This window comes from Foetidibacter luteolus, from assembly GCF_009650435.1.
GTDB lineage: Bacteria > Bacteroidota > Bacteroidia > Chitinophagales > Chitinophagaceae > Foetidibacter > Foetidibacter luteolus.
Genome location: NZ_VVIP01000049.1, coordinates 112,825 through 136,536, shown reverse-complemented (window position 1 = coordinate 136,536; position 23,712 = coordinate 112,825). Strand labels below are relative to the sequence as shown.

24 protein-coding genes are annotated in these 23,712 nt (G+C 42.8%); 19 read left to right on the top strand and 5 right to left on the bottom strand.

Annotated elements, in window-relative coordinates; translation table 11 throughout:
* Positions 1-149: 149 nt before the first annotated feature.
* Both F0364_RS15630 and F0364_RS15625 read right to left on the bottom strand, forming a co-directional pair.
* Complete coding sequence (locus tag F0364_RS15630) at positions 150-845, bottom strand: DUF1345 domain-containing protein (protein WP_153798735.1); 696 nt, start codon at positions 843-845, stop codon at positions 150-152.
* Between the two features lie 53 nt (positions 846-898).
* A complete protein-coding gene (locus F0364_RS15625) occupies positions 899-2,104 on the bottom strand; it encodes a hypothetical protein (RefSeq protein ID WP_153798734.1) in 1,206 nt (401 codons plus the stop codon).
* A gap of 135 nt (positions 2,105-2,239) precedes the next feature.
* Here F0364_RS15625 and F0364_RS15620 point away from each other — a divergent pair, with 135 nt between their 5' ends.
* From F0364_RS15620 to F0364_RS15600, 5 genes are all read left to right on the top strand, one after another.
* Entirely contained in the window at positions 2,240-2,965 is a 726-nt protein-coding gene (locus F0364_RS15620; protein WP_153798733.1) for a DUF5020 family protein, read from the top strand.
* A 656-nt stretch (positions 2,966-3,621) separates the two neighbouring features.
* Complete coding sequence (locus F0364_RS15615; RefSeq protein ID WP_153798732.1) at positions 3,622-4,653, top strand: YpdA family putative bacillithiol disulfide reductase; 1,032 nt, start codon at positions 3,622-3,624, stop codon at positions 4,651-4,653.
* A 184-nt stretch (positions 4,654-4,837) separates the two neighbouring features.
* Complete coding sequence (locus F0364_RS15610) at positions 4,838-5,284, top strand: hypothetical protein (RefSeq protein WP_153798731.1); 447 nt, start codon at positions 4,838-4,840, stop codon at positions 5,282-5,284.
* Between the two features lie 33 nt (positions 5,285-5,317).
* Complete coding sequence (locus tag F0364_RS15605; protein ID WP_153798730.1) at positions 5,318-5,920, top strand: coiled-coil domain-containing protein; 603 nt, start codon at positions 5,318-5,320, stop codon at positions 5,918-5,920.
* 8 nt (positions 5,921-5,928) lie between these two features.
* On the top strand, positions 5,929-6,480 hold the full coding sequence (locus tag F0364_RS15600) for a hypothetical protein (RefSeq protein ID WP_153798729.1): 552 nt from the start codon (positions 5,929-5,931) through the stop codon (positions 6,478-6,480).
* Between the two features lie 5 nt (positions 6,481-6,485).
* Here the strand turns inward: F0364_RS15600 and F0364_RS15595 are convergent, their stop codons facing one another.
* Complete coding sequence (locus tag F0364_RS15595) at positions 6,486-7,922, bottom strand: hypothetical protein (protein ID WP_153798728.1); 1,437 nt, start codon at positions 7,920-7,922, stop codon at positions 6,486-6,488.
* 155 nt (positions 7,923-8,077) lie between these two features.
* Between F0364_RS15595 and coaE the strand changes: the two genes are divergently transcribed.
* From coaE to F0364_RS15535, 12 genes are all read left to right on the top strand, one after another.
* Positions 8,078-8,671 carry a dephospho-CoA kinase gene (gene coaE, locus F0364_RS15590; protein WP_153798727.1) on the top strand — a complete coding sequence of 198 codons (594 nt, stop codon included), beginning with the start codon at positions 8,078-8,080 and terminating at the stop codon, positions 8,669-8,671.
* Positions 8,664-9,023, top strand: coding sequence for a cupin domain-containing protein (locus F0364_RS15585; RefSeq protein WP_153798726.1), 360 nt, complete (start codon positions 8,664-8,666; stop codon positions 9,021-9,023). The genes coaE and F0364_RS15585 overlap by 8 nt, the downstream gene beginning before the upstream one ends.
* Positions 9,024-9,057: 34 nt before the next feature.
* A complete protein-coding gene (locus F0364_RS15580) occupies positions 9,058-9,408 on the top strand; it encodes a hypothetical protein (protein ID WP_153798725.1) in 351 nt (116 codons plus the stop codon).
* A 330-nt stretch (positions 9,409-9,738) separates the two neighbouring features.
* Positions 9,739-11,328, top strand: a complete 1,590-nt coding sequence (locus tag F0364_RS15575; RefSeq protein ID WP_153798724.1) for a family 43 glycosylhydrolase — start codon at positions 9,739-9,741, stop codon at positions 11,326-11,328.
* 649 nt (positions 11,329-11,977) lie between these two features.
* Complete coding sequence (locus F0364_RS15570) at positions 11,978-12,547, top strand: hypothetical protein (protein WP_153798723.1); 570 nt, start codon at positions 11,978-11,980, stop codon at positions 12,545-12,547.
* A 12-nt stretch (positions 12,548-12,559) separates the two neighbouring features.
* Complete coding sequence (locus tag F0364_RS15565) at positions 12,560-12,919, top strand: DoxX family protein (protein ID WP_153798722.1); 360 nt, start codon at positions 12,560-12,562, stop codon at positions 12,917-12,919.
* A gap of 102 nt (positions 12,920-13,021) precedes the next feature.
* Positions 13,022-13,342: a nuclear transport factor 2-like protein gene (locus F0364_RS15560; protein WP_207632706.1), complete on the top strand. Its 321-nt coding sequence runs from the start codon at positions 13,022-13,024 to the stop codon at positions 13,340-13,342.
* Complete coding sequence (locus tag F0364_RS15555) at positions 13,342-14,013, top strand: potassium channel family protein (RefSeq protein WP_153798720.1); 672 nt, start codon at positions 13,342-13,344, stop codon at positions 14,011-14,013. The genes F0364_RS15560 and F0364_RS15555 overlap by 1 nt, the downstream gene beginning before the upstream one ends.
* A 360-nt stretch (positions 14,014-14,373) precedes the next feature.
* Positions 14,374-15,120 (top strand): LCIB family protein, encoded by a 747-nt coding sequence (locus tag F0364_RS15550; protein WP_153798719.1) that lies wholly within the window; start codon positions 14,374-14,376, stop codon positions 15,118-15,120.
* A 312-nt stretch (positions 15,121-15,432) separates the two neighbouring features.
* Positions 15,433-16,368 carry a proline dehydrogenase family protein gene (locus tag F0364_RS15545; protein WP_153798718.1) on the top strand — a complete coding sequence of 312 codons (936 nt, stop codon included), beginning with the start codon at positions 15,433-15,435 and terminating at the stop codon, positions 16,366-16,368.
* A gap of 446 nt (positions 16,369-16,814) precedes the next feature.
* Entirely contained in the window at positions 16,815-19,259 is a 2,445-nt protein-coding gene (locus tag F0364_RS15540) for an ABC transporter permease (RefSeq protein ID WP_153798717.1), read from the top strand.
* A gap of 50 nt (positions 19,260-19,309) precedes the next feature.
* A complete protein-coding gene (locus F0364_RS15535) occupies positions 19,310-19,684 on the top strand; it encodes a VOC family protein (RefSeq protein ID WP_153798716.1) in 375 nt (124 codons plus the stop codon).
* Between the two features lie 211 nt (positions 19,685-19,895).
* Here F0364_RS15535 and F0364_RS15530 read toward each other — a convergent pair whose 3' ends face one another.
* A complete protein-coding gene (locus F0364_RS15530; protein ID WP_153798715.1) occupies positions 19,896-20,963 on the bottom strand; it encodes a PAS domain-containing sensor histidine kinase in 1,068 nt (355 codons plus the stop codon).
* A gap of 288 nt (positions 20,964-21,251) precedes the next feature.
* Positions 21,252-22,244, bottom strand: a complete 993-nt coding sequence (locus tag F0364_RS15525) for a GlxA family transcriptional regulator (protein ID WP_153798714.1) — start codon at positions 22,242-22,244, stop codon at positions 21,252-21,254.
* A gap of 180 nt (positions 22,245-22,424) precedes the next feature.
* On the opposite strand from F0364_RS15525, the gene F0364_RS15520 reads away from it, so the two are divergent.
* Positions 22,425-22,913: an SRPBCC family protein gene (locus F0364_RS15520; protein ID WP_153798713.1), complete on the top strand. Its 489-nt coding sequence runs from the start codon at positions 22,425-22,427 to the stop codon at positions 22,911-22,913.
* Between the two features lie 268 nt (positions 22,914-23,181).
* Positions 23,182-23,616, top strand: coding sequence for a hypothetical protein (locus F0364_RS15515; RefSeq protein WP_153798712.1), 435 nt, complete (start codon positions 23,182-23,184; stop codon positions 23,614-23,616).
* Positions 23,617-23,712: the final 96 nt, after the last annotated feature.

The following is a 23,712-nucleotide window of genomic DNA, read 5'->3' as shown; positions in this document are numbered from 1 at the left end:
TAAAATCCGGGGATAGCATGCGGTAATCGAACCCCAACCCCAAACGGGTTGAACAATATCATTCTTACTTTATTTGCTGAAGGATTAACAATAATCATTTTGCAGGCCGGCTATAAGCCGGCCTGCCTGTTTTCCGGGGTTTATGCCGTTTATTTCATCAGCCCGGCAACCAGGTTAATGGTAAGTGCTACCACAAAAGTGTTTAAGCCAAAAGACAGCAGCCCCTGCAGCAGCGCCAGCCTGCGTATGCTGCGGGATGATATTTCCACATCAGACACCTGGAACGTCATGCCGATAACAAAGGAGAAATAAGCAAAATCAAGATAGTCCGGCTGCTTTTCCTTTGGAAATTCAAGCCCGCCGGCATGTTGTTTTTTATCCGTGTCATCATCAGAATAGTACATGTGTGCATAGTGAAAGCTAAAAGTGGTGTGTACCATCAGCCAGGAAAGCAGCATGCCTGAAATGGCAACCAGTAAAAACAATCCGAACCCGTTGCCCTGGCCGGAAAAAGATGCTTTAGTAAGCATCAGCAGCAACACGGTAAACATGCTGGCAAAAGAAGCAACAACGATAATGAAAAAAACAAACAACCGGCTGCCATCTTCTTTCTGTGCATTATTGCGGATGGCAGTAGGGGATAGCAGGAAAAATACCACCCAGCCTGCCACGGTATAACAAAAAGCGAATACATCCCACACTATCATGGTGGTCATTAGCGGTTGCTGGTTACTTTTCCGTATAATCAGGAAGGTTATCATTGCTACGGCAACGCTTATCAGTACACGGTACAATGGCCGGGTAATGATGTAGGAATTGGGTGTTTTGACTAAAGTGTGTGGCATAAGTTGCTGTAATAATCGTTAATGTATTTGCGTGCACTGACGTACCTGCTTTGCTAATTGCTGCAATCCATTTCAAACAAACTAAAAGAATCAAATGAAACTGTCAGCGGTTTTTCAGTCTCGGCATAGCCTTGCATGGCAAAAATGCCGATATACCTGGGTTGTATGGAAAAATCGCCGCGGGCTGCTTCTTTAAACGCAAAGTTTTCCATTTTCCCTGTTGAATATAAAAAACGGTATTGGGTACCTTTCTTTTCAATTTTCAGAGCAGATTTGGATAGGTTACCTGCAATCAGGCTGTCTTTCTGCGGGTTGCCGGAAAACAGCACAACATGCGCAATCTCCTCCGGTTTGCTGCGGTTGTCAGCTATTACAGATCCAACGGCCTGTATAAGTACTTCGGCTGGGTTACTGTACCCGCCAAAAAAATCGTTATATCCAATGGATAACCGCAACGCCTTGCCCGTAAATGTTGAATCTTCTGCCAGCAAAATGCCGGCCTGCTGCCAACTGCTGTTGGGTACAAAACCCGTAAGGTGAATTTCAGTGCTAAAGCAATCGCTGTCAATTTTGCGCACCAGTAAGTTCTTTATGCCCTTTAGCTTTGGTTTTGCAGTATCTGGCCAGTTATCGCCCACCAGGGTAAATAAAGTAAGGTGCCCGTTTTGCAGGTGGCGCCTGTTCCAGTAAGTTCCGTCTTGCTGTTTAATTATCCAGCCCTTTTTTTCCAGGGTGTCGGTAGCTACGGAATTAAAGTCATCTGTAAAAAAAACCTGGCTCTTTCGGGTAAACAAAAAATTTACCGCAAAAAAGGCCACTGCTACAACCAGTATCGCGCTAACCGCAAGCAGCCACTTTTTGCGGGTTACTTTGCCTGTTTGCCGGGCCGGCCCTGGCATATTTTCCGCTTGATTACTGCTTGTAAAGCCATTCCTGTACTCAAACCAATAGGGAAAATGACTTTCCTTGCTTTTGCGTTGCAGTTCATCTGTTTCCGGAGCGTTTAAAACATACCTGGCCAGGGTATCCAGCGTGGCGGCGGAGGGGTTCTCCTTCTTTGCGTCCAGCGGGCTTAAAATGTAGTTTGAGTAATTCTTAATGCTTTTAACCCCGATCACTAACCCGGTTTGTTCAAATATTTTACTAGCCAACAGTTTGCTGTCGGTTTCAGAAAGTGGTTGCGTAAGGGTATGGCCAAAGCATTTCCGGCATACCTCCTTAAATAATTGCATAAAAGCCTGCTCATTCAAATCTTTCATCGGATTACTCGGTATTTACTTACAGATGCTGCAGATTTCCAGCCCAATTCCGGGGAATTCCGTTGCAGTTCCAAACCAGCCGCACTCTGCAAGAGAGCTTTGTGCAACAGGAATACGCACATAAAAATATTAAGTATGCACAAACAGATGTTCTTTTTAGCTTTTTTCTTCGCCGCTGTTTCGGGCCTGTCACAAAACCTGCAATTGCATTACGACCTCAGGCACACGGTGGACCCCAAAACGGCAGCCGCTAATTTCGTAACGTTCAGTTTTGAATATTTCAAGCTGATTGACACCGCCGGTACAGGGTCTTTTTTGTTAAAGGTGCAGGCAGACATGAATGGAACAAAGAATAACATAAGCCAGGTGTTTACCCAGGTTTCGCAATCGCTGCGTTTCTGGAAACCGCCCGTGTACCTTTACTTCAACTATAGCGGCGGGCTGGGTGTAACCCCATCGTCTTTTGGGTTTTATATTGCCAATTCCTATGGCATTGGCGTTTCCTATCCCTTTCAGTGGAAGGGTGCCTGGCTGGCTGCCAATTTATCCGTGCGGTACAATGCTTTTGCAAAACCCAGTTACGACCCCCAGTTTACCTTTTACTTTGGCAAAGGCATTAGCAACTATCGTTTTTTTACAGCGGGCAGTTTTGTTTTCTGGACAGAAAACCGCAACCAGGGCAATGAGCATACACAACATCTTAAAGGCAAAAAATTCGCCTTCTTTGGCGATCCGCAGTTTTGGATAAGAATAAAAGGCGGTTTATCCGCAGGCACCCGCGTAAACGTGTTCTATCACATATTCAAAAGCGATAATGTTATCCAGCTTTATCCAACCGTTGGCGTAAAGTACCAGTTTTAGCGGTTGGTATGGCTGTGCAGTCTCCTGGGGTATGCGTCACAAACCGACGAAGGAGGTTCGCCAGCAACAGTTGCCACGCTTGCAGATATTGGCTTTATCTTTTGGGGCGCCATTGTATTTGGCGGCATACAGCTTATTAAAGGGTTGGTTAATTACTCAAGGTGATTTTCACAGTTGGCCTGCGCAGAAATTAAGTGAAGTTTGTTACCAGGATCGTCAGAATATCCGTCAACGTTCTTTTATGTTCCAGAGGAACAGTTTGTGCTTATCCCCGTAGATATAAACAAAGCATTTCGCTCTAAAGCGGGTAGCACTTTGGCATGTTCTGCCCGTAAAGTGTTGCGCCGAAACAGAGGTGGCTTGATGCATGTCATTATCAGCAGAATCTGTTGAAATCATGGTTTAAACCTCTTAGGCAACGTGTCTGGCGCCAAAGGCGGCAGGCACTACAACCTACCCTGGTGCGTGTCTTCACGCACCGGCACTACACGGGTCTGAAAAGCTGCCCAATGAATGGAACGATGAACGGATTGCGACGCAAGGGACGATGCCATGAAAAACCAGGCGCTGGTATCCACCCGCTTTTGTATTTCATAACTATCGGTTAAGCTAACCGGCTACATGTTATCTGCTCAATTGTTACGACATTTGCAAACATGAGCAGGTACGATATCTTAATTGTAGGCGGTGGCCCTATAGGCATGGCATGTGGCATAGCGGCAAAAAAAGCGGGTTTAAGTTATGTGATTATTGAAAAAGGCGCATTGGTGAACAGCCTTTTTAACTACCCGCTTTATATGACTTTTTTCTCAACGTCGGAAAGGCTGGAAATTGGTGGCGTTCCTTTCATGAGCCTTAACGCAAAACCCAACCGGCTGGAGGCAATTGAATACTATCGCAGGGTAAAACAAACTTACGACCTTAACATACACCTGTTTGAAGAAGTAACCGGCATACAACGCCTGAACAAAGCTGGCGAAAGCCATTTGTTTGAAGTAGCTACTTCTAAAGCAAGCTACACTGCCCGCAATATTATTGTATCCACCGGGTTTTATGATATACCAATTTACATGAATGTGCCGGGTGAAGACCTGCCCAAAGTAAAGCACTATTACCGAGATCCGCATTATTATGCTTTTCAAAAAGTGCTGGTAGTGGGCGCCAACAATTCATCTGTAGATGTGGCGCTGGAAACCTGGCGTAAAGGCGCCGATGTTACCATGGTTATACGTGGCAACGAGATTGGCCACAGGGTTAAATACTGGGTTAAACCCGATATAGAAAACCGGATAAAGGAAGGCAGTATAAAGGCTTATTTCAACTCAGGAATTACCGCCATCAGCGAGCATGAGGTTGACATACAAACACCAGATGGAATGGTAACCGTTGCCAATGATTTTGTGATGGCCATGACGGGTTACCGCCCCAATTTTGACCTGCTGAAAAAGTTTGGTATTAACCTTTCTGAAGATGAAGTTTCTTGTCCCGCTTATGACGAAGAAACGATGGAGACGAATAACCCCGGCGTTTACCTGGCCGGCGTAGTATGCGGCGGTATGAACACCCATAAATGGTTTATAGAAAACTCAAGGGAACATGCCGACAGGATTGTTAAACATATTTGTGAGGAAAGAAGCAATAACCTTGACAAAAGGGTAATGCCCGCAGCCGGAAAAGGGCATGTTTGAGTATTAAATTCCGCACATTTTTATAGTATTTTCCGTTGATTTATAATGAATTGTTAAGTGGTTGGGCATATATGAAAAGCCCTTGTTAAAAGCCTCCTATTTTCCCGATTATAGCCAGCATGTTTAACAGGTTACCGTAGCGTGGTGGTATCATTTTAGATTAAATGATGCCAAACATTTACGTATGAGAAGACTAACAAAAACTGCTGTAATTTCGGCCCTTTTTCTTTCGTTTATTTTGATGTTTTCATGCAGTAAAGATGATGGCCCGGCACTTGCTTCAAGGCAGTATGTTCTGTTTAACCAGTCATCTGGCACACCCATGCCCGCAGGTGTATTTACTGTGCAGCAGCTAAGTGACGGCAATGCTGCAATCAACATCCAGCTATCTAACAGTTACCTGGTGCCGGGCGTTACCTTAAATGCTTACATGACCATTGCCGACAGCAGCAACCTTATTTATGCCACACTCGGCACGGTTGACGGCGCTACCGGCCAGGGCAGCATTAACCCTGTAAAAACAGACGGCAACAACCAGCCGGTTAAGTATGAAGAGCTAATCGGGAAAACCGGTTATACTGTAAGGGTTTTAAACAACAGCAACCTGCAAGCCTCCGGCTCTATTGAGTAACCAACCAATTTATTTACCAGTTAACATTTTAGTATGAAAAAAATTCTAACAATTACAACATTGTTCTGTACCCTCGTGTGCCTTACAATCAGCGCACAAACCGTAACAAAATCCTACCTGCAGGTGGAAGATAAAACCTGCACTGCTTTATCGTTATCGTTTAATGAATCAGAAGACCTGGTGACAGAAGCCATTAAGCATGAGATGGAAGAAAACGAAGGTAAAGTGAGAAAAGATGATGGCTTTATTATTGGGCGCCATGTAAAAATGAAAACGTTGTCTGATAACGAAATGGATGTGTTCTGGAAAGTGAATTCAACAGGCCGCAGGAAAAATGAAATTACCACCGTGGAAATGACGTTCCGTAAAATGGATGGCCTTTACCTGTCTGATTCACTTGACGGCGACCTGTATGCCAAAGCATCGGCTTATTTAACCAGCCTTCCCCAAAGGGTGCAGGTGTATAAAAAAGACAAGGAACTGAACGAGCTAAGGGCGCAGCTAAAAAAGGTAACGGCAGAGCTGGCTGATTTGCAAAGTTCAACTTCTGACCAAAAAAGGCATTATAAGCGTAAATCGAAAGAGTTAAAAAAGCTGGAAGAAAAAATTGACGCCCTGCAAAAAACAAACAACTAGCCACACGTATGAAAAACAGCATACTGCTTTGTATTCTTTTGCCTGTTGCCGGATTTATACAATCCTGCGCAGGCATTAAGAAAAATCCTTTTGACGTTAACCGTAAAATATACCAGCCAGCCGTTGATAACCTGCAAACAGGCTTTACTACCTATTCCCAGGTGTTGAAAGCTTTCGGCGAACCTGAATCTGTTATTAAAGCGCCATCCGGCCAAACGCTTACGTATAGTTATTTTGGTGACAGCCTTAAGGTAGTTATCTCCGTCGACAGCCTGGTAAACGACTATGCATTCGTTTCAGAAAGCTTTAGAAAAACAGAAGAAAATCCCACTTTTTACCAGGAGGGTTTTAACACGCCGTCTTTTCTTAAAAAATTGCGTAAACTAAGGCCGGGGCATTCAAGGTATGATGATATTGTAAAGCACCTGGGCCCGCCCACAGTAATGTACGCCGGCACACAGCGCAATAAATTGTTATACCAGGGTACTGATAAAACACTGGTTATCTACATTCAGAAAAATACCGGCAGGCTGATAGATTTTTTCCAGGAAAATAAATAGCGGCGCTACAGGTTATGAATATAGGAGAACATGACACCCAATGTATAGTGCCTGGCTTTTGTTTGCCCGGTAACACCCAGCAGAAAATTGCTTTCATCAGGGTTGTCAAAGTTAACCTGCTGGTAATGCTTGCTGGTAACACCATACGATAGCAACAAACCTGTCCGCAGGTTAAATTTTCGTTTTTTTACATTAACGCCCAATTGCATGTGGTAGATGTTCCAGCTTGAAATGTTGGGGGTATAACCCTCTTCATCGTATGGCAGGTTGTCGTAGTTAAAATCAGTTCTCGCAGAAACATAACCCATTACATTTTGTTTTACTGGCAAGGCTAGTCCTATAGCAAAATTAGTAATGGCTTTCCTGGAATCCCTTAGCCGTAGTTGGGAGGTGGTGTTTTTGTTGTTTTCGCCGGTGTCGGGCCTTATAAAATAATCGCCCCTGGGCGAAAGCACATTATAATCTTTAAGCCTGTTAAAATATTCAGCGGCAAAATAAATTTGCCCCCCATTGTTAAAATCAAAAGCGTAGCCGCCGGCAATGCTTACCGGCATCCTGTGCCTGGATGTAAGGTTTTCCTGCCTGGCATTAGCCAGCAGGCTTATATTAATATTGGCGGGAACGCTCCTGATATTGCTGATAACAATATCGCTTAGTAAAGTACCTGTTCCGGCAATACGCAGCGTGGGTGTGCTGACTGTTAAGCCAGCGTGGTGGCGCCCTTCATTGTAGGCAACACCAGCCTTAAAGCGCATGTTTACATTAACGTAGGTTGCCATATAATTCACTACAAAGCTTGAAAGAGGAGGGAAGATGCTGTCCGGCGCATTCACAATAGCCCTTGCGCTATAGCCAACATCGTAATTTTGTTTGTGCAGCATGCCTTCTATAGATAAACCCGCGGCCCAGCGTTCAGAAAGTTTTATGCCAAAGCTTAGTATGCCCGTGGTTTGTGTTATCCTGTTTTGTTCAGAATACTGGCCAATAAAAAATTCATTGCCGGGGCTGTAAGAATCGTCCAGCACGTTTTTTTGTGCATCCAGTCTTTGAGAGGTAATATAATTAACCACCGGCTGGTTCATCAGCGCATACCCAACTGTAAAAGGTTTTTTTCCCCTGATAGAAATGCTTCCCGAAACCATCAGCGGCACAATGGCGGTATTGGATGCCAGGAGGTCTTTCCCCGTGCCTACACCATCCTTTATTTTTGTATTGGATAGCTGGTAAATGTTGGCGCTGATAGTGGTACTGCTTTTTGTTGAGAGGCCCATTAAAGCAGGGTTAAAGAAAAATACGCCACTGTCTTTATTATAGGCCACCACAGCACCCGGTGTAAAAAATGCCCCCGGCCCGTAATTAGAGTTCCAGTAGTTGGCGTCCTGCCCGGTAACAGATAAACAAAAAACGGCTGTAAGGGTAAGCAGTACAATTTTGCGGAGCATAGCAGTGGTTATGGTAGTGAACAGATTAACAACGCGGCAAATTTAAAGGTTGGCCGGTATATTTCCCATTTACTGCAGCCTAATAGTTTAACATGTATCCGTGTAAGCGCTATATCAAATCAGTATCTTCACGGCGGTTAAAAAAGCAATTGCGCATGTTAAAAGTTGGCCTCACAGGCGGTATAGGAAGCGGGAAAAGTACAATAGCCGAAATTTTTAAAGTGCTTGGCGTACGGGTATTTGATGCTGACCGTGCGGCCAAAAGCATTATGAACGATAATGCCGGTTTAAGAGAACAGATAATACAGGCATTTGGCCACGGCGCTTACAGCAACGGGCTGCTGAACAGGAAGTACATTGCTGACATTGTTTTTAATAACCCCTACAGGCTGGAGCAACTAAATGCACTCGTTCACCCGGCGGCAATACAGGCCGCGGAAGACTGGATGCTGCAGCAGCATGCGCCTTATGTAATTAAAGAGGCGGCCCTGCTGTTTGAAGCTGGTTCTGCCGGGCACCTTGATGTTATTATCGGTGTATTTGCCCCGCAACCGCTGCGTATTAAACGTGTAATGGACAGGGATAACATTAGCCGGCAGGATGTAATGGCAAGAATGGGCCGCCAGGTTGATGACAGCATCAAGATGCGGTTGTGCGATTTTGTGATTGTGAATGATGAACAGCAACTGGTATTACCGCAGGTAGTAAACCTGCATAAAGAACTATTGAAAAAAGCTACAGATGAATAAAGTAAACCTTGCAGAAAAGTTCAGCCTGGTGAAAGATTACTGGTCGCCGGCTATTGCTGGCGAGTTGAACGGCCAGCAGGTAAAACTGGTAAAGTTTAAAGGCCCGTTTACCTGGCACCACCACGAGAATGAAGATGAGCTGTTTTACGTGGTGAAAGGAAGCTTTATCATGGAGTTTCGTGAGAGGAACGTGCAGGTAAACGAAGGCGAATTTATTATTGTTCCGCACGGTGTTGAGCACCGGCCCAATGCACCGGAGGAAGTATGGGTGATGCTTTTTGAACCTGCAAGTACCTTAAACACCGGCAACCAACAGAATGAGTTTACGAAGAAGGAACTGGATATAATATAGTGGCCGGTTGCAGGGCTGCTAAAAATATACATACATGAAGCCTTTAACCATAGTTGCGCTTATTGTTTTTGCCATAGCCTCTGTTTTGTATGCGATAGTTTGGTTTATAGCGGTGCCCGCCACCGCCAAAACCTTGTTGCCCTACAAATGGCGCAGTATAGCCCTGCAGCAAAAGCGGGATGATTACAGGCTGTTCATCGGAGAACCTGCTGATAAGGATTCTTCTTTTACAATAAAGAAGGATAAATGGGTAGCTAAAAGGGGAAATTTTGAATTTAACCTGGAGATATCATACAATAACGATACGGTTGCCAACAGCTACACGCTTACTTATCACTTTAAAAACTTCTTCTTCAGTAAAACAGAAGCCCTGGCGAGGCGGTGAGTGGTGAGTGGTGAATGGACAATTCAATTCCTCATTCAAAATTCCTTGTTTCCTGTTCGATATTCATTTCGTGAGTTAATCGTGAACCGCAAGTTTGGCTTTTCCTTCCTCATTCAAAATTCCTTGTTCCTTGTTCGATATTCTCTACCCGGGTCTGAAAAGCCGCCCAATGAACCAACAGATGAACGGATTGCGACGCAAGGAACGATGCCACAAAGTACTATAGCTGGTATCCAAAACAGCCCATTGTTACAAATTGAATAAAAAATGATACTGCCGCTGCGGTATCATATTTGCATAATAAGTTTCTTTTGCTGAAAATTACACTGCATGCTACGTATGAACCACCTGCCCGTTGCTGCCCGTTTATGGCTGCTGTTATTATTGGTGAATGGGAGCTGCACCACCCTGCAGGCCCGCTATAAAACCGATACCGGTGCGGTGTACCATAACCCCATTATGCCGGGCGACTTTGCCGACCCTTCTGTTATTAAAGTAGGCGACACGTATTATGCCACCGGCACGTCCTCTGAATGGGGGCCGCAATACCCTTTGTTTACCTCTAAAGATTTGGTGCAGTGGAAACAGATTGGCTATATATTCTCTACAAAGCCGGCGTGGACAACGTCCTCTTTCTGGGCGCCGGAACTTTACTTTTACCAGGGAAAATTTTATGTGTACTATACGGCAAGAGATGCTAACAAGGTTTCTTATATAGGTGTGGCTGTGGCCAATGACCCGGCTAAAGGCTTTACTGATAAAGGTGTGCTGGTAAAGTTTGGTACCGAAGCCATTGATGCCTTTGTAATAAAAGACGGCAATGATTTGTATATAAGCTGGAAGGCTTACGGGCTTGATAAGCGCCCCATTGAACTGCTGGGGAGTAAACTTACTGCCGATGGGCTTGGGCTGGAAGGAGAACCATTTACGTTGCTGCGGGATGATAACCGTAATGGCATGGAAGGGCAAAGCATTGTAAAAAGAAACGGTTATTATTACCTGTTTTATTCAGCAGGTGGCTGCTGCGGCGTGCCCTGCGATTATAATGTGCGTGTAGCCCGGTCAAAAAACATTAAAGGGCCGTATGAAGAAAATGGCGCTAACCCTATTCTGCAGGGCAACAGTAACTGGATGTGTACCGGTCATGGCACGCCGGTAATGGCAGACAGTAAGCGCTGGTTTTACTTATACCATGCTTATCATACCAGCGATAATGTTTTTACCGGCAGGCAGGGTATGCTGGACGAAATGTTTTGGAACGATGCCACAGGCTGGCCATATTTTAACAACAATGGAAGCCCGTCTGTAACGGCGCCTGTTGTTGTAAAAGGTTCTCACCAGCCTGCATCTTCAGAATGGATGGATGATTTTGATGGCGGCAGCCTTAATGCCAACTGGCAATGGAATTTCAGGGCTTACCAGCCAGTGGTGAGAACAGAGGGCGGCATGCTTTTTTTAAGTGGCAAGGCAGATAACAACAGTACTGGCACAGCTCTTTGCGTAAGGCCGGTAAAAGCCACTTATGAGATAACTGCTGAAATTCTAAACGAAAACAACGCGTTAAAAGGCCTGGTGGTATATGGTGACGATAATGCTGCCGCTGGCATAGGTATAACAGGCGGCGCCGTGCAGGTATGGAAAGTAGAAAAAGGAAACCAGCAGGTATTGTATTCCGCTACGTTAAACGCCGCCAAACCGGCACAGCTAAAGATTGCCGTAGAAAATGGCTACCGGTTACGTTTTTATTACAGCACCAACAATACAGACTGGCAGCAATTACCTGCCGGTGCAGACAAAGCCTGGTTTTTAAGTGCCGATTTTTTAAAACAGTGGGACCGTGCCCCACGCCCGGGCCTGCACCAGCAAGGCGGAGCAAACGAGCCCGCCTGTTTTTCCAACTTTCGCATAAAGTACTTTTAATAACCGCTTTACCAACTTTTACAGTAATTACAGGCATCCGCTTTAAAGTGTTGTGCCCCTATGTACTGAGAGAATTATTTTGAGCCCGGCAGAGGAACTGCTATGAGGCTTTACTTGCGTCGCACTCTTCAACGGCGGGATTCGCTACGCAGCTTTTCCCGCAGGATAGGCTTTGATTCTGCCGCCTTCGGCTACAGAAAAATTTCTTCTCAGTCTTGCCAAAACTGTTAACAGCAGTAAAGTAAAAATCCGCCAATATTGATGATTGGATTTAAGGGATTTAAGAGCGCCGGGTAAATAGGGATCGTGGTAGACCGTAAGAAATATTGCAGGGTTTAATTTTTTTTCGCATATTTAGGTTATCCTGTTTGGCCAGGCTGCGAAGGTGCCCTGCCGGGTTTATGCAGGCTGCTGCGCTTATGAATTATCAGTTGCCGGCTACCCAAGGCTACAGTTAACCGTGCATAGACAAAAGGCTTGCTGGCACAACGCGGCAGCAGTTCCCGGCAAAATGTTGTACATAAAGCAGTAACAATAATCAGCAACTCATTAACTTTAACCACCAACAGTTCCCGGCTGACGGATGGGTATCCGCCCTTCGCCAAAGCGGCAACGTTATAGGCAAGCACAAATGACATTCCGTACCACAATGACAACTCTTTCTATTGCAGTTTTATTCTGTTTTTTCAACAACGCTAAACGTGGCGGGAAGAAATTCCAAGAACAAGCTGATCACATCATCCAACAGATCGGCACAGCAACCTTTCAATTTCCTGGCGGTTGGGATTACGCACAAAGAGGACAAGCTAATTTTTGGAGCAGACTTTCAGGTGACAGCTCAATTTTTAGTTGTTCGTTTTACCCATCTGTGGATCCCCGCAAATTAAGCATCTATCAACTGGACAAATTCTTAAACCATTTCAAAAGCCGTTTAAAGGTTGACATAACTTACTATCAGTTTCAATTTGCCAAAATTGGTGACACGGCCCTAAAATTAGTTGGGACAAACAATCATGCGCAAGACATCTTGTTACCTAAAAAACAATCTTTGATTAACAAGCGGCTGGACCATTTGGCTGGGCGGCGCATATATACTCAACCTTCTTATTTGCTATTAGGCATCAGTTGCAACTGCCGCCACCTTGCTAAGCTGTTCCCGTTAGGTACAATCCCAACCCTAACGAACGACCGTACTAACCGTCGACAGACAAACAACTAATAAATAAACAATATGACAACAGCAATCAAAATCTTCAACTCAATTTTAACGCTTTGTGCTGTTTTTATGGGACTGAAACAAGGCTATGCAATGCTGACCGCGAAAACTGAAATATTGGAAATGTTCAGTAAATGGAATTTTAGCAAAACTGCCATAATGATAAACGGGGCAGTTACAATTATTAGCGCTTTGCTTATCCTTTTTACAAAGACATTTATTTGGGGGAATTTTTTAATGGCAGCGGGAATTTTAATGATTATCTGCTTTCATCTCTTAGGAAAAGATCTAAAAGGCGTTGCCATCGAATTGCCTTTTCTGTTGCTCAATTTGATAATCATTTATTTACAACATCCACTTTCTAAAACCAACTAAATTGAACAAAATAATTTACACGACCAGGATGTTTTCAACTTTAAGTTTCCAGCTTGTTGGCAAACCAATGCAAAACAAAATTAAGTTAATAAAAATATCAAAATGGATACTTCAAAACTAATAAACGAGACCGTAAAAAAAGCTTTTGACGCTTGGCAACAAGGTGATATTAAAACATTTCTTTCATACTTTACAGATGACACAAAATTGTATGATGATGGAAATATAAGAAGCTTTTCAAAATTTGTAAACGAGGCTTGCGGACATGAAAAATTTACAAGCATTGACAAAGTGGAAAATAACGGACTTGACATTACAGGAAACTTCCACACCGAAAGCTGGGGCGACTTTAAAACCTATTTTAAATTTCATATAAATTCCGATGGAAAAATAAACCGTTTGGATATAGGACAAGCGAATTAATGAAAAATATTTTAACCTACATACACAAACGAAAATATGAATTATTGCTTTTTGCTTTAATTCAGCATCTTTTTATTGGCATCTTTTTAGATGATTTAGATTTTTATACAAAAATAATTTGGCCTGTAAATATGGTAATTTTAGGCATTGCAAGTGTTGGTGTTTTTATACAAAAAGGACAATGGAAAAATCGAATTCAGAAAGCACTTTTTCTTTTGGTTGTTGCATTGCCAATTGGGTTAACATTTTTTGGCAACAATCCCTACTATTTTATTTTCCTAAACATGGGCTATGTTATTTTCTTTCTTTTTATTTTTTGGGAGGTGCTAAAATACCTAATCAAGCCAAGTTATATCAATACCGATATTATTTCGGCTTCGGCCTGTGGCTATTTTTTGCTCATTGAAATCAGCACTTTTCTGTTGCAGTTTTTCGTTTATAAAAACCCGCAATCATTTAAAGGTATTGATTTTTCAAGTCCTGCCAATACCTATATTGATTTGGTTTATTTTAGTTCTATAACACTTACCAGTATCGGATTTGGAGACATCACGCCAAATACTCATCATACAAAACTAATCACCGCTTTTTTTGGCATTTCAGGGCAATTTTATTCCGTCGTTTTGGTGGGTATTTTAATAAGTAAGTTCACTTCAAATAATTCAAAATAATGCATTCGGGTAAATCATATAAACTTTCAGAGTTTCTTCTTTGGACAAGAAGAAATATTTACATCACATTAATTATGGGAATTATTCCTGTTGTTCTCTATCAAGTGGCAGGCTTAAAATGGTTAGCTAAATATGGTTTGGCTGGTTATTCCGTTTAGTGTTCTGATTTTCTGGGTTTATACATCGTTAGAGCAGGTAGGCGAGAGCACCGAAATCCGTTTGAAGGAAGTGCCAACGATGTTCCTATTTCCCAAATGAGCCGGACCATATAAATTGACATGAGAGAAATGCTGGGCGAAACCGAGTTGCCATCAGCCTTTCAACCCAAAAACAACATCATTCTTTAAATAATAAATTAAAATGAAAAAAAGAGAAAAGTTAGACGTTATTCATAAGTGGTACCCCAAAGCTATAACCACTATAGACAGCGTAAACAAAATCATAGACTTTGTAGAATACAAACTGGATTTAGAACCCAAACAAGTAATGCTGGCCGACAGCATTTGTAGCGATGATGTAAACAGTATTCAATATCCTGCACGAACCCAAGAGTTTTTGGGACCATTTAAAATGGGTGGCTTAGACGGCTTCCCGTTTACAGGGCTTACAGGAATGGGAGCATTTGCCAGCCACGTTCCAGATGACGGTGCTGTTTTTATTTATTATGGCCCACATATCGGAATAACCAAAGGTGGTACAATTGGCGAAATTCATCGCTTTGGCCAAAGTAAAAATAGCGGGTGCTGCGGTGCGGCAAAAGGAGCGTTAGGAAAACTGCTCAACAATCAAATTGTGGCAGGAAGCGTGACCGAATTGGACTATCAAATGAACATCATTGAACAAATTTTGCTGAACCAGCAAGACAGAATTACGCAAGCCCAAACTCCGCTTTTTGAAGCAACAGAAGTGATTTACGAGGCCATTGACAAACGCATTAACGAGTTAGTGGACAAGACAAATTACAACTGCAAATTCGTAATTTTAGTCGGTGCAATCCTCATCAATAGCGACAGTGATATGGGAAGTTTTACAGAAGTTAGACGCTTTGACGTCATTGACCTAACAACCAAAGCAAGAGAAAATAATTTGAACTACTTAACGACATAAAATTGCTGCACTTAGCATATAGGGCTTAGACAAAAGGAAGATTTGGTTTAAGCCTATGCTGACTCAACCTTCGGTAGCCGGGTAAATGAGTTACGGATTTTGAGTGGAGTTAATCTTTGGTTTAATGGGCTGCAGGCGTGGTAAGGGGTTAGCCATTTGAGTATTTTTATCCTTATGATGGAACTCTCAGCGTATCTTTTTGCTGAATCTGTAAGTTCTGACCTTTGGCATAAAGCAGGAAAGGCTAACAAGGTTTAGTTCTACAAAAAGGTTTGGCAGTTATGCAAACAGAAAACAGGCGACAGGGAAATTATGGAACAAGATTTATTAAAAATTGCGTCAGATGCTTTAAGAAAAGCAGCGTTGAATGAAGACGTCAAAAAGTTCATCCTTCAAAACGAGAAACTCTTCAATACTCTAAAGAAAGCGGCTGACAGATATATCGGCGGAGAAACTATTGAGGAGACTATTTTAACCATCAAAAGAATTAATGAGAATGGCTTTGTTGTTACAACAGATTTTATGGGCGAAAGTATTAGAAGCGAGAAAGAGGCTAACGAGGCAGCTAGTGAATTTATACGTTTTGCAAAAACTGTGAAGTCTGAAAGCCTCAACTCTTCAATTTCGTTAGATTTATCTCATATTGGGCTTTTGGTTTCAAGAGATTTGACTATTAATAATTTGAAACTTATTTGTGAAGAAGCAAATAAGATAAACCAGGAAGTGATCATTAGTATGGAAGGAACTGACCGTACTAATCTGATCATCGAAATTTATGAAGAAGTTTTAAAAACACATTCAAATTTAGGAATCACATTGCAAGCCTACCTGTACAGAACAAGAAAAGATTTTGAAAAATTAATCAAACTTCCTGGAAGCATTAGAATGGTAAAAGGTGCTTACGATACACCAAAAGGCCTTTCAATTGCCAGAGGAAAGGAACTTGATGAAATTTATTTGAGTTATGTAGAGGAACTTTTGGCGGCTAATCATAAATGTGCGATTGCATCTCACGATAGCAAAATTCATAATAGATCGATTGAACTTATTGATAAACATGCGCCTTCAAATTACGTAATAGAAAGACTTTTAGGGATTTGCAATGAAGAACTGAAAACTTTTAAAGATAAGGGCTATAAATGCAGGATTTATGTTGTTTATGGAAAAGAATGGTACTTGTATTTGTGCAATCGTTGGGCAGAATACCCTCTAAACCTTTTCAGAGGACTTGCTGATATTGTAGAATAGTTGACTACTGCTAAAATATTGGGCTTAAACGCAGCGAGGTACGGCTTAAGCCTATATTGACTGAACTTGGGTAGCCAGGCATGCTAATTATGGGTTTACGGGACTGCGATTGTATTGAACTCATCCTCGGAGGCTGTAATGCCGGGGTTGCCACCGGCACAAACGCTATTGTTTTTAGGCATGTAAGGGCTGTTTTACCATTAGGGGCTATACCCTGGCCTTTTAAAGCGACGCTTTAAACTCAATCACAATGCTACAGCCCTGGCGGCTAAACGGTACAAACTGCAACATATTACTGCACACTTTGATTTTTACTGTAACAAAAACGAACACTGATGTATCAAAAACGTGCAGTACCGTTTTTGCCGGCAGCGCCAGATAAGGGCTGCTCTTGCCGATTGTGTAATGGCATTCCGTTTGCGCCCTTAAAGCTTAAACCGCCGGGTATGTTTCAAAATTATTTTAAGACCGCATTCAGAAGCTTAACACGTAACAGGGATTACACCATTATCAACATCGCCGGGTTGGCTGTCGGTATTGCTGTTTGCCTGACGATTTTCATTATTATACAATTTCAAACAAGCTTCGATAATTTTCACTCAAAGAAAGATCGTGTCTATCGGGTGTTAACTGAATATCACCACGCAGGTGCGGCCGATATTTCTTATGGAAAAGACGTTCCTTTTCCCATGCCCGGCGCATTAAAAACGGCCTTTCCTGAAATAGAGGAGGTAGCCCCGGTTTTTGCAAGTAGCGATGATCAATTGCTGGTACCTGGCGATAACGGAACGGTAAAAACGTTTAAAGAAGCTAAAGGTGTATTCTTTACAGGGCCGTCGTTCTTTAAGATGTTTGATTATCCTTTGCTTGCCGGGTCGTACGAATCTTTAAAAGAACCGAACAATGTATTGCTGACGAAAGAAGTGGCGGAAAAATATTTTGGTGACTGGAAAACAGCCATGGGCAAAACTGTTAAGCTGGAAGCAGGCGGGTTTATATTCGAGCACGGCACAGAAGTATTGAAAGTGTCAGGCATTCTTGCAACCATACCTGCCAATACTGATTTTCAGCTAAAGGTTGTGGTGACTTATGGGTCAAGCTTTACCGGAAGTATTATTGAGAAATCTACCGATTGGGGGGATAGGGCCAATGCTGGTTTCGGTTGTTTCATTATGTTGCCGCCCAATGTTCCTGCCGATAATTTTAACCGGCAGCTACAGGCATACGCAAGAAAAGTGGTACCTGCCGGCAATAAGGATAGTTACGTTGTACAACCGTTAACCGAAGTTCATTACGATACACAAACAGGTAATTACAGCAACAAAACAATCAGCCGGCAACTGCTGAATGTGTTGTGGCTTATCGCAGCATTCATCCTGTTAATTGCCAGTGTAAACTTCATCAATCTCTCTACTGCGCAGGCCGTTAACCGTGCAAAGGAGGTTGGTGTAAGAAAAGTCTTGGGGGGCAACAAATTTCAATTGCAGTTCCAGTTCATCATCGAAACATTTTTGATTGTTACAGGCGCGGTAGTGCTGGCTGTAGCAGTTGCAATCTTTGTAATGCCTTATGTAAACCAACTGCTGGAGCTTTCGCTTTCATTCAACGTGCTGACTAATCCTGCGATCATTTTATTTCTTTTGACGGTAACACTTGCCGTAACTGCACTCTCGGGTTTTTACCCATCTATTGTTCTGTCGCGTTTTAATCCTGTTAATGCTCTGAAAAGCAAACTCACGGTAAATACTGCAAAGGGAATTTCGTTACGACGAGGATTGGTAGTATTTCAGTTCATCATTGCACAGGCGCTTATCATCGGTACATTCATCATTGTTAAGCAAATGAGTTACTTTATGGACCAGCCAATAGGGTTTGATAAAGAAGCGATCATAAATGTGCCTTTCCGTGTAGATAGCCTCCGCATTAGCAGGCTGGATTATTTGAGGGAAAAGTTGTTGTCAGTAAACGGCGTGCAGAATGTAAGCTTCAGTTCCAACACGCCGGTTGAAGATGCTAATGATATATGGAGCACATTTAAATTTGACCGTGCAACTAAGGAGGCGGATTTCAAAGTCATTACAAAATTTGCTGACGACGAATATGTTTCCGCATACAAGCTGCCCTTAATTGCCGGAAGAAACTTAAAGCCTTCCGGCTACACACAGGAGTTTTTGGTGAATGAATCACTGGTGAAGAGCTTGGGTTTTAATAAACCGGAAGATATACTGAACAAAGAAATAAGTATATGGGGTGACAGGATAAAATGTCCTGTTGTTGGGGTACTGAAGGATTTTAACAACCGGTCCTTCCGTCATGATCTTGCACCATTGCTCATTACCACCAACAACACCATGTACAGCCAGGCGGGAATAAAAATGGCTACAGCAAATATTTCCGCTACGCTGGAATCTGTTAAAACAATATGTGAGCAAACATTTCCAAACTTCGTTTATGAGTACAGGTTTCTTGATGATAAGATTGATAGTTTTTACAAACAGGAAAACCAGTTGGCGCAGTTGTATAAAATTTTTGCAGCCATCGCCATACTCTTGAGCTGTTTAGGGTTATACGGTTTAGCATCGTTCATGGCAGTGCAGAGATTAAAAGAAGTGGGCATAAGAAAAGTGCTTGGTGCAACCGCATCAAACATTGTCTATCTTTTTTCAAAAGAATTCATCGTACTTATTTCAATCGCGTTTGTAATTGCATCCCCCATTGCCTGGTACTTCATGCACCAATGGTTGCAGGATTATGTGTACCGCATCAAGATCAGTTGGTGGTTATTTGCTACGGGCGGTCTTGTAGCAGTAGTTATTGCACTGGCAACCATAAGTTTCCAGGCAATAAAGGCGGCAATGGCAAACCCGGTGAAGAGTTTGAGGACGGAATAGTTTAGCCGCTGCCAAAAACAATAGACGTTGTATTATAAACAACCATTTATATGACTGTCAAATCCTGCATACCTGTAATACCCAGTGTTGACCTGGAGAAAAGCCTGCGTTTTTGGGTGGAGGGCCTTGGCCTTACAATGGACAGAGAAATGAAAAGGGGAGAGAAACTTATTGGCTGCATGGTTCACAATGAGTACACCTGTTTTTGGCTTAACGAAAAAGATGATACGCCGGCCAGGCCGGAAAATTATGAAGGCATCAGGCTTTACTGGATGCCTTCGGACATTTATGGGGTAAGGGAGCGTTTAACGCAGCTTGGGTTCGAAGTGTCAGACATTGTGCAAAGAGATTACGGGCAAACTGAGTTCTTTGTTACCGACGGTGACGGGTATTCTCATTGTTTTGGAATTCCCACAAAGCCTTAGCTGGCATTACTATGGCTGAGGATGCTAAAGAACCCTTTCCCGGATGTTCCGGGATGGGTAATCTGCAGTTGCCCATAGCGGCGGCGTACAAGTGTTCTTCCGAAATTTCGCGGCTGCCTTGCCACGCAAGATTGCTCAGCGGACCTTCATGGTTATTCCTGCAGCCACGCCCCATCAACAAAGGATAGTGCAATTCGTTCTGCCGCAAGCATTACTCCTTAAACTGCATAATAAACCTGGTACCCTCATTAACCCTGCTTTCTACGCTTATATGGCCGCCCAGGCTGGTAATATGGCTGTGTACCAGGTATAGTCCTACGCCCTTGCTATCTGTATGGTTGTGAAACTTCTGGTGCAGCCCAAAAATCTTCCCGTTTACCTTTTCCATATCAAAGCCCTGCCCTTTATCAGCAACAACCAGGCGGCTGCTGTTATTTGCTTTTTCAGAATACACCACTATTTCCGGTATATAACCGGGCCGGGCATATTTTATGGCATTGGTTATTAAATTAAGAAATACGCTTTCCATGTAAGCCCTGTTAAACCTAATGGTGGCTGGCTTCGCAAGTTGCGAATGGATAACAGCTTTTGAACTTTTTATCAAAACGTTTACAGATTGCAGCACCGTGTTCAGGCTTTCCTGCAGGTTAACCTCTTCCAGTGGCGCGTACGATTTATGTTTTTCGCTTAGTGCATCCACATAATTGTTGAGTACCTGCTTTAAGTTTTCACCGGCCGATTTTAAAATTTCTATCAGTTCAACAGTGCCTTCATCGTTAATCTTTGTTACATCTATCAGGCTGAAAATGGAAAGCAGGTTATTCACTGGCGACCTTAAATCATGTGATGTGGTATAGGTTAATTGCTTAAGGTCATAATTTACTTTTGCCAGGTTGGCCAGCATGTTGTTCCGCTCTTCCTCCAGCCTTTTTTTGTGGGTAATGTTTTTGGCAATGGCAAAAATAAGCTGGTCGCTGTCCACGGGCAGCGAAGTCCACGAAAGCCAAACAATTTCGCCGCTGCTGGTAGTATACCTGTTTTCAAAGTTGTAAAGCGGGTTTCTTTTGGTTAACTGTTCCCTTGCTTTGGCGGTAGTGTCTTTATCATCCTGGTAAACAAAATCGTTTATGGGCCTGGCATACAGTTCTTCCATACTGTAGCCCAGCAGGGTAGATACGGCTTTATTTATCTTCTTAAAATAGCCATCATATCCTGCAATGCACAAAAGGTCTGGGGATAATTCAAAAAAAAGTTCAAAATTAAGGCTCGTGTTCTCCATGGGATATAGCTGTAAAGGTTATGGTGTTGCAATCGTCCGCTGTAAAAACAAGCGCTGCTGTTTTTTACCGGTAAAGTACTGGTATTTACCCGTAAGTTTGGTTTAATGTAGCAACGGTAAAATACAGTGAAATGAAGATATACAAATCCGTTGACAGTATGCTGTGGGTTATATTGTTTACAAGGTTATTCTTTGGTGCAGGAAGCCCAATATTGTGAAGGCAACAGCGGGGTGGCTATAGCTAATTATTAATGTTATACTTTATGTAAATACTGCGTGGCCTGGGTATTATATTATTACAGCCTCTTTGTTGTACTTGCCGCGGTACTCCAGCGGAGACATTCCCGTTACCTTACGGAACACTTCCCGGAAAGCCTTAACATCAGAATAGCCAACCTCGTACATTACTTCGTTAACTGTTTTGCGGGTAGTTTCCAGGGCTTTTTTAGCGCTTTCTATCTTTACCCGTTGTGCATATTCAATGGGCGTGTTACCGGTGGCTTTAATAAACCTTCTGTCAAAGTTGCGCCTGCCAACGGCAAAGTGAGAAGATAATTCTTCAATGGATATTTTTTCATCCAGCCTGCTTTCAATATATGCCTGCGCCTGTTGCACCATTTCGTCGCCATGTTGCTTCTGGCCGGAGAATATGGCAAAGGCAGACTGGCTTTGCCTGTCCATTTCTACCTGGAAAATTTTAGAACAGTAAATAGCCGTTTGCCTGTCGTAATATTTTTCCACCAGGTAAATAACCAGGTTAAGAAAAGAGTAAGCGCCGCCATTGGTATAAATGCCATGTTCATCGGTAATCAGTTTGTCAGCCTGCAGGTGCACCCTGGGGAAAAGCATCCTGAAAGTATCCGCTGCAGACCAGTGTGTGGAGCAATTCTTTTCATCCAGCAAGCCAGCCGAAGCCAGCATAAAAGTACCGGTGCACATGCTGGCAATTTCAGCGCCGGCCTTGTATTGTTCCGCAATCCAGCTAACCAAAAGTTTGTTGCCCTTCATGGCCTGCTGGTAATCCCGCGCCAGGGATGGGATGATGATAAGGCCGGTTTGCCTGATGGCAGAAATATTCACCTGGGGTTTTATGGTAAGCAGGCCATTGTCAAATTCCGTTTTGGCAGATACGCCCGCCAGTTGTATGGTAAACAACTCCCTTTTGCCATTCTGCTTCCAGTAACTGTTGGCTACGTTAAGTATTTCGTAAGTGCCCACAATACAGGCAATGGTGCTAAGGTTGGTTTGCCCGTCTGGCACTACAATGGTAATATGCTTCATCCGTAATGTTTTGGTAAAGGTAAAAACCATGGGCCGTCCAAATCAACCCATTGTAAAGTCCATTTTACCACCCATCAAAGCCGTCAGCAAAGCATAGTTTTGTAACCATTCAATTACGCTTTACAGGGCAGCCGGCATAGCTGCTTATTGTAGATCTGTTAACCATCTAAATAAAAAACTATGAACAAACAGGATTTTACCACCAGCATACTGGTAAACAACACGCCGCAGGAAGTATTCAACGCCGTAACCAATGTACCCGGTTGGTGGTCTGAAGAAGTTGAAGGCGGTACTGAAAAACTGAACGACGAGTTTTTCTATCACTACGAAGATGTGCACCGTTGCCACATAAAACTAACCGAAGTGGTGCCCGGTAAAAAAGTGGTTTGGCAGGTGCTGGATAACTACTTTAAGTTTACCGAAGACAAAAGCGAGTGGACTGGTACAAAAATTATTTTCGACATCAGCCGGCAAGGCAACCAAACACAGCTACGTTTTACACACCTGGGGCTGGTACCGGAATATGAATGCTTTGATATCTGCAGAAATGCCTGGGGCCAGTATGTGGGTAAAAGTTTGTATAGCCTTATTACCACAGGCAAAGGGCAGCCAAATGCCAAGGGCAAGCCACAAACCGAACATGAAAAAACTTTACAGGGGGTAGGGTAGTAGCTTATATGCATGAATGAAATCTGCAAAGCCTGTTGCAAGCGTTGCTTGCAGCAGGCTTTTTTTATGGGCCCGGCAGCAGGAATTACTATGAGGCATCGTTGCGTCGCACTCTTGTACGCCACCGCTTTACGCGACAAAAAACCGGCATTGAAGGGAAGTAGTCGCAAACAAGAGAATTGTATATTTTTGATAATACAGATATATCTAAATAAAGGCATCGTGAGTCTTGCAATCCCCGCCCTAACTATTTATGTAAACAAGAGCTATGACAAAATTATTTACTGTTACTTTTCTTTCTTTAATCCTGATTGCTTGCGGACACAAAACGCAACTAATTGACAAAGACAAAAAGCAGCTTGATAAAGTTTGCGACACATTTATGGAATTTTTTACCAAAGCGAAGACACATGACGCTTTTTTACTTCTTAGAAAGAATACAGTTGTTGATTTGAATACTATTGACACGTTACAGTTAACAGTTGATAACCAAATGAAGAGTACTTTCCCGGCTTTTGGTAAGATGCTTTCTTACGAATTTATTACTGAAAGGAAAATAAAAGACTTTATTGTCAAGCGATTTTATATACTAAGGTTTGAAAGGTATTATTTAAAGTTTGATTTTACTTTATACAAAGCAAAAGGCGGCTGGACAATTACCCATTTTAAATATGAGGAGGAATTGTTTGAGTTACTGGATTAGCGAAAAGCTTAAAGCTGACAGCATAAACTTAGACAGGTGAAATAAGCAGGTGAAGAATAACCAGCGATAAATTTGAAATATACTCATGTTAAAACT